The organism is Pseudonocardia sp. EV170527-09, assembly GCF_008369905.1.
In the GTDB taxonomy this organism is placed as follows: domain Bacteria; phylum Actinomycetota; class Actinomycetes; order Mycobacteriales; family Pseudonocardiaceae; genus Pseudonocardia.
Genome location: NZ_VRMC01000180.1, coordinates 1 through 4,048 on the forward strand (window position 1 = coordinate 1; position 4,048 = coordinate 4,048).

At 69.9% G+C, this 4,048-nt stretch carries 4 protein-coding genes and 1 tRNA gene; 2 read left to right on the plus strand and 3 right to left on the minus strand.

The window, feature by feature from the left end; genetic code table 11:
* On the plus strand, positions 1-170 hold a 170-nt coding region (locus tag FVA95_RS27790; protein WP_149665004.1), incomplete at its 5' end, for an integrase core domain-containing protein.
* Here FVA95_RS27790 and FVA95_RS27795 read toward each other — a convergent pair.
* Both FVA95_RS27795 and FVA95_RS27800 read right to left on the minus strand, forming a co-directional pair.
* Positions 167-1,738, minus strand: a complete 1,572-nt coding sequence (locus FVA95_RS27795; RefSeq protein ID WP_149666780.1) for a tyrosine-type recombinase/integrase — start codon at positions 1,736-1,738, stop codon at positions 167-169. The genes FVA95_RS27790 and FVA95_RS27795 overlap by 4 nt on opposite strands.
* 79 nt (positions 1,739-1,817) lie before the next feature.
* Positions 1,818-1,894: transfer RNA gene (locus FVA95_RS27800), tRNA-Arg, on the minus strand.
* A gap of 192 nt (positions 1,895-2,086) precedes the next feature.
* Between FVA95_RS27800 and FVA95_RS27805 the strand changes: the two genes are divergently transcribed.
* Positions 2,087-2,890: a PP2C family serine/threonine-protein phosphatase gene (locus FVA95_RS27805; protein ID WP_161992505.1), complete on the plus strand. Its 804-nt coding sequence runs from the start codon at positions 2,087-2,089 to the stop codon at positions 2,888-2,890.
* 3 nt (positions 2,891-2,893) lie between these two features.
* On the opposite strand, the gene FVA95_RS31145 is transcribed toward FVA95_RS27805, so the two are convergent.
* Entirely contained in the window at positions 2,894-3,334 is a 441-nt protein-coding gene (locus FVA95_RS31145; protein ID WP_161992506.1) for a methyltransferase domain-containing protein, read from the minus strand.
* Between the last annotated feature and the right edge of the window lie 714 nt (positions 3,335-4,048).

The following is a 4,048-nucleotide window of genomic DNA, read 5'->3' on the forward strand; positions in this document are numbered from 1 at the left end:
GGACCCTGGCCGACGGCTGGGCCTACGCCCGACTCTATGAGTCGACCCGCCAACGCAACGACGCCCTACCCGGCTGGCTGCACTTCTACAATCACCACCGCGCTCACTCCGCCATCGGCGGCCAGCCACCAGTCACCAGGCTGACCAACCTCCCTGGACATCACAACTAGGGATCGGAAGGTCCGTCCTGTGTGGTTGACGTGGAGGCGGGGGAGCCGACGCGAGCCCGGCGCCCACGGGACACGACGACTTCGCCGCTCGCGCTGAGAAGCGCAACTGCTCGGTGCGCGGTCGCCTCGGCGACCTCGTACCGGCGAGCCAGCTCCTTGACGGTGGGGATGGGTTCGCCGGGCAGGAGCGCGCCGCAGCGGATCGCCGCGCGGATGTCGGCGGCGATCGCCTCGTAAGGGTTCTCCTCGCCGCGCCGGGAGCCCCGTGCAGGAGCGGGTAGCTCGGGAACCGTTGACGCATCCTCGGTCCAAGGGCTGGCGGAGAGCTGAGGAAGGCGAGCGGCGAGCGACCCGGCCGCGCGCTGATCAGCCTCGGCGACCCACGCGCTGTACACGCGGAGCGTCGTCGTTCCGCCGCCTCCGTGTCCGAGCCGGCCGGCGACCGTCCGAACATCCACGCCGGCGGCGATCAGCTCGGTCGCCGAGTAGTGCCGGAGCTGATGGAGGTGCATGTTCCAGCCGAGCCGGGCGCACATCCTCGCGTAGCGCTGCGTCAGCGAGTCGGGCTTGAGCCAGGTTGAGCCGTCGGGCGAGCGTGTGAAGACGAAACTGTCGGGTCGCAGCTCGACACCGAGCCCGGCCGCGGTCTCGGCTGAGTGACGGAGGTAGGCCTGAAGCAGGGCCAGGGTCTGCGGGTCCACGACGATCCGTCGGCGCTGATGCGTCTTCGTGGTCTTCTCCCAGGTCCTGGCGCCGACCTGCCCGATTGAGGTGCCGATGTCGACAACCCCCGTGGTGAAGTCGATCCGGTCCCAGCGCAGAGCGCAGAGTTCGCCTCGTCGGGCACCTGTCGTCATCGCGAGCCAGACGAGCATTCCCCAGTGAGGATCGCCCCACGCCTCGTTGGCGATGGCCGCGGCCTGACTCGCTGTGGGCGGCTGAGGGTCCGGTGTCGGTTGAGGTGGCGCCTCGGCCTGACGGACCGGGTTCGTGCCGACCCAGCGCCAGCGGACGGCGCGGGTGAACGCTCCGTTCAGGACGTTGTGGATCTGCCTCATGTAGGAGCCACCGAGCGGACGGCAGGTATGCGGCTTACATCGTCGGTCGCAGTCGTGGTCCTCGGCCATGCGGTGGTCGGTCCTGGCTCGTCGGTCGCAGCGGCGACGACAGCGCCGCAGTTCGGCGAAGAAGGCGTCGAGGGTCTCGCCGTCGATGCGTCCGATCCGCAGCTCTCCGAGGACCGGGCGAATGTAGTTCCGGCACATCGACTCGTAGCCGGTCCTGGTTGACTCCTCGACCTCGACGACGCTCAGGTAGCGGTCGAGAAGCTGGTTGACCGTGGCGCTGGTCCTCGGATTCCGGCGCTCGTCGACCTCGGCGAGTAGTCGGGTGCGGGTCTTCTCCGCCTCCTTGGCAGCGTTCGGACCGGCGGGGACCGTTTCACGCAGGTAGTGGCGCTTCCCCGAGAGCGGGTCGACGCCCGCATAGACGCGGACTCGGAACGAGCCGCTGGGGAGAACCTCGACCTCGCCGCGATGCCGCTTCCGTCTTGCGGGCTGACTGGCCATGACCGGAACCGTAGAAACAGATTCGCGCCACGTCTAGCTCCATGAGACATGAGCAGAGCGCCGTTACGGCGCTCTGACCTGGTGCCCCCGGTTGGACTCGAACCAACGACCTAGAGATTAGAAGGCTCTTGCTCTATCCAGCTGAGCTACGAGGGCCGGCCGCCCCGGACCTCGTCCGGTGCGCCCCCACCGTAGCGAGGGAGGCAAGCGATCACAGCCGCGGCTCCGCCGTCACGAACCACCCGATCCGGCCCGTGCGCAGGGCGTAGCGCCATCCGACCGGTTGAAGCACACGCCGAACGGGCCTCGCCTGCGACGCTGACGGACCGTGACGTCCATACTGTCCCCATGGTGCTGGGACTGCGATCCGCGCTCGGGTCGGATGTGGGCCGTCGCCGGACGTCGAACCAGGACTCCGGAGCGACGACCGGCCGACTGCTGATCGTGGCCGACGGGATGGGCGGTCATGCCCACGGCGAGATCGCGAGTGCGACGACGGTGTCGGTGTTCACCGAGCTGGAGTCTCGGCTCCCGCAGGACCTCACCGACATCGACCTCGCGGCCGAGATGATCGAGGCGCTTAACGACGCCACGGACCGGTTGGCCCGCCGCGCCGCGGACGAGCCGGAGATGCGGGGGATGGGTACGACCGTCGTCTCGCTGCTCCTCACCGGTGACCAGCTCGCGCTCGCCCACATCGGGGACTCCCGGATCTACCTCCTGCGGGACGGCGAGCTGAGCCGGCTCACCCACGACCACACGATGGTCCAGCAGCTCGTCGACCAGGGGCAGATCACTCTGGAGGAGGCGGCGCACCACCCGCGCCGCTCCGTCCTGATGCGTGCGCTGAGCACCGACCACGCGCCGGACCCGGACCTCGACCGTGTCGACATCCTCGTCGGGGACCGCTATCTCCTCTGCTCCGACGGTGTGACCGCCGTGCTCGACGACGACGTCCTGCACCGCGAGCTCGCTTCCGGCGCGGAGCCGGAGCAGGTCGTCGACGAGCTCATCAGGCTCGCCAACGAGGGCGGCGGGCCCGACAACATCACCGCGATCGTCGCCGACGTCGTGGAGGTCGACGACGCCGGCGGCCCGGGTCAGGATCTGCGGATCGCCGGGGCCGTCGCCGAGATCGCCACCGCGGACTGATCCTCAGCGCCGGGCCACCACCCGGCGCAACCGGACCGTCCGGAGAGCTGTGCGGTGCCCCGCGAGGTCCGCACGCGCCCGGTCCGGGAGATCGGGCGGGTAGACGCCGGCGGCGCACAGCTCGTCGGCGCCGTCCGACGGCGCGTCCCCGTCGAGGGTGAAGTCGAGACGGTCGTCGGCGAGTACGGCGAAGTCTGCGGCGGCCGCCAGCCACTCCGGGTGCTCGACGGCCGACCTGTGCCGCCACGCACCACGGACCGCCTTCCGCAACGCGGTCCCACGCCAGCCGAACGACCGCGGCGCCGGCACCAGGACCGAGATGAGCCCGTGCGGTGCGAGGACCCGCCGCAGCTCCGCGAACAGACCGTCGATGTCCCGTAGGTGGGGGAGCAGCATCGGGACGGCGACGCGGTCCACCGACCGGGTCCGGAGGGGAAGCGCCACGGGCGACGCCGTGATCCGGAGTGGCTCACTGTCGCCCGCATCCACCACGAGCTGCCCGGCGACGACGGTCGCCCGGACCCGACCCGTCGCACCCGGGGTACGGCACCAGGCCGCGGCCGTGAGCTCCGCGCCGGCACGCAGCCGATGCAGGACGGGTGGGAGGACGTCTCCGTCGGAGTGCACGCCCCGAGTCTCGCGTGGCGACGCACCGGGCCTGCGAGGCACCACGACGAACGGCCACCCGCGGTCGACGATCGTGATCAACCGCCTGAACCCGTCGCCCCCGAGGACGACCTCCCGTACACCGACCGCTCGTCGCGGCCGGACACCACGACGGACGGTCGAAAAAAATCTTGAAAACAGTTGGCGAGCAGGCAGGCGTGGGACGAACGACGGATGGAGCTCCGGTTCGAACCCCCACCGCGAGCTTCCACTTGCGCGATCGGCGCTGGTCAACCAGTATCCGAGGTGAGCTCGTCAGGGCGACCGTTCGTCGCTCGGCAGGGTCGGGCTCGACCGCGGTGTCGTGCGGCCCGGAGACGAGTTTGCGCAGGTCAGCGGGTGTTTCCGACCCCGGTTTGACGTGCCCGAATCCCATGGCGTAACTTTCTTCCTGTCAGCGAGTGAGCCGGACAGAACGGGCCCTGAGTGGTTCGGTCAACAGGCCCCGCGGACGACTGACCCCCGGTGGTTCGCCGAGTTTCTCGGTGTGGT

Coding starts and splice junctions, on each gene's coding strand:
- FVA95_RS27795 (WP_149666780.1), bottom strand. CDS start 1,738: ATGGCCAGTCAGCCCGCAAGACGGAAGCGGCATCGCGGCGAGGTCGAG.
- FVA95_RS27805 (WP_161992505.1), top strand. CDS start 2,087: ATGGTGCTGGGACTGCGATCCGCGCTCGGGTCGGATGTGGGCCGTCGC.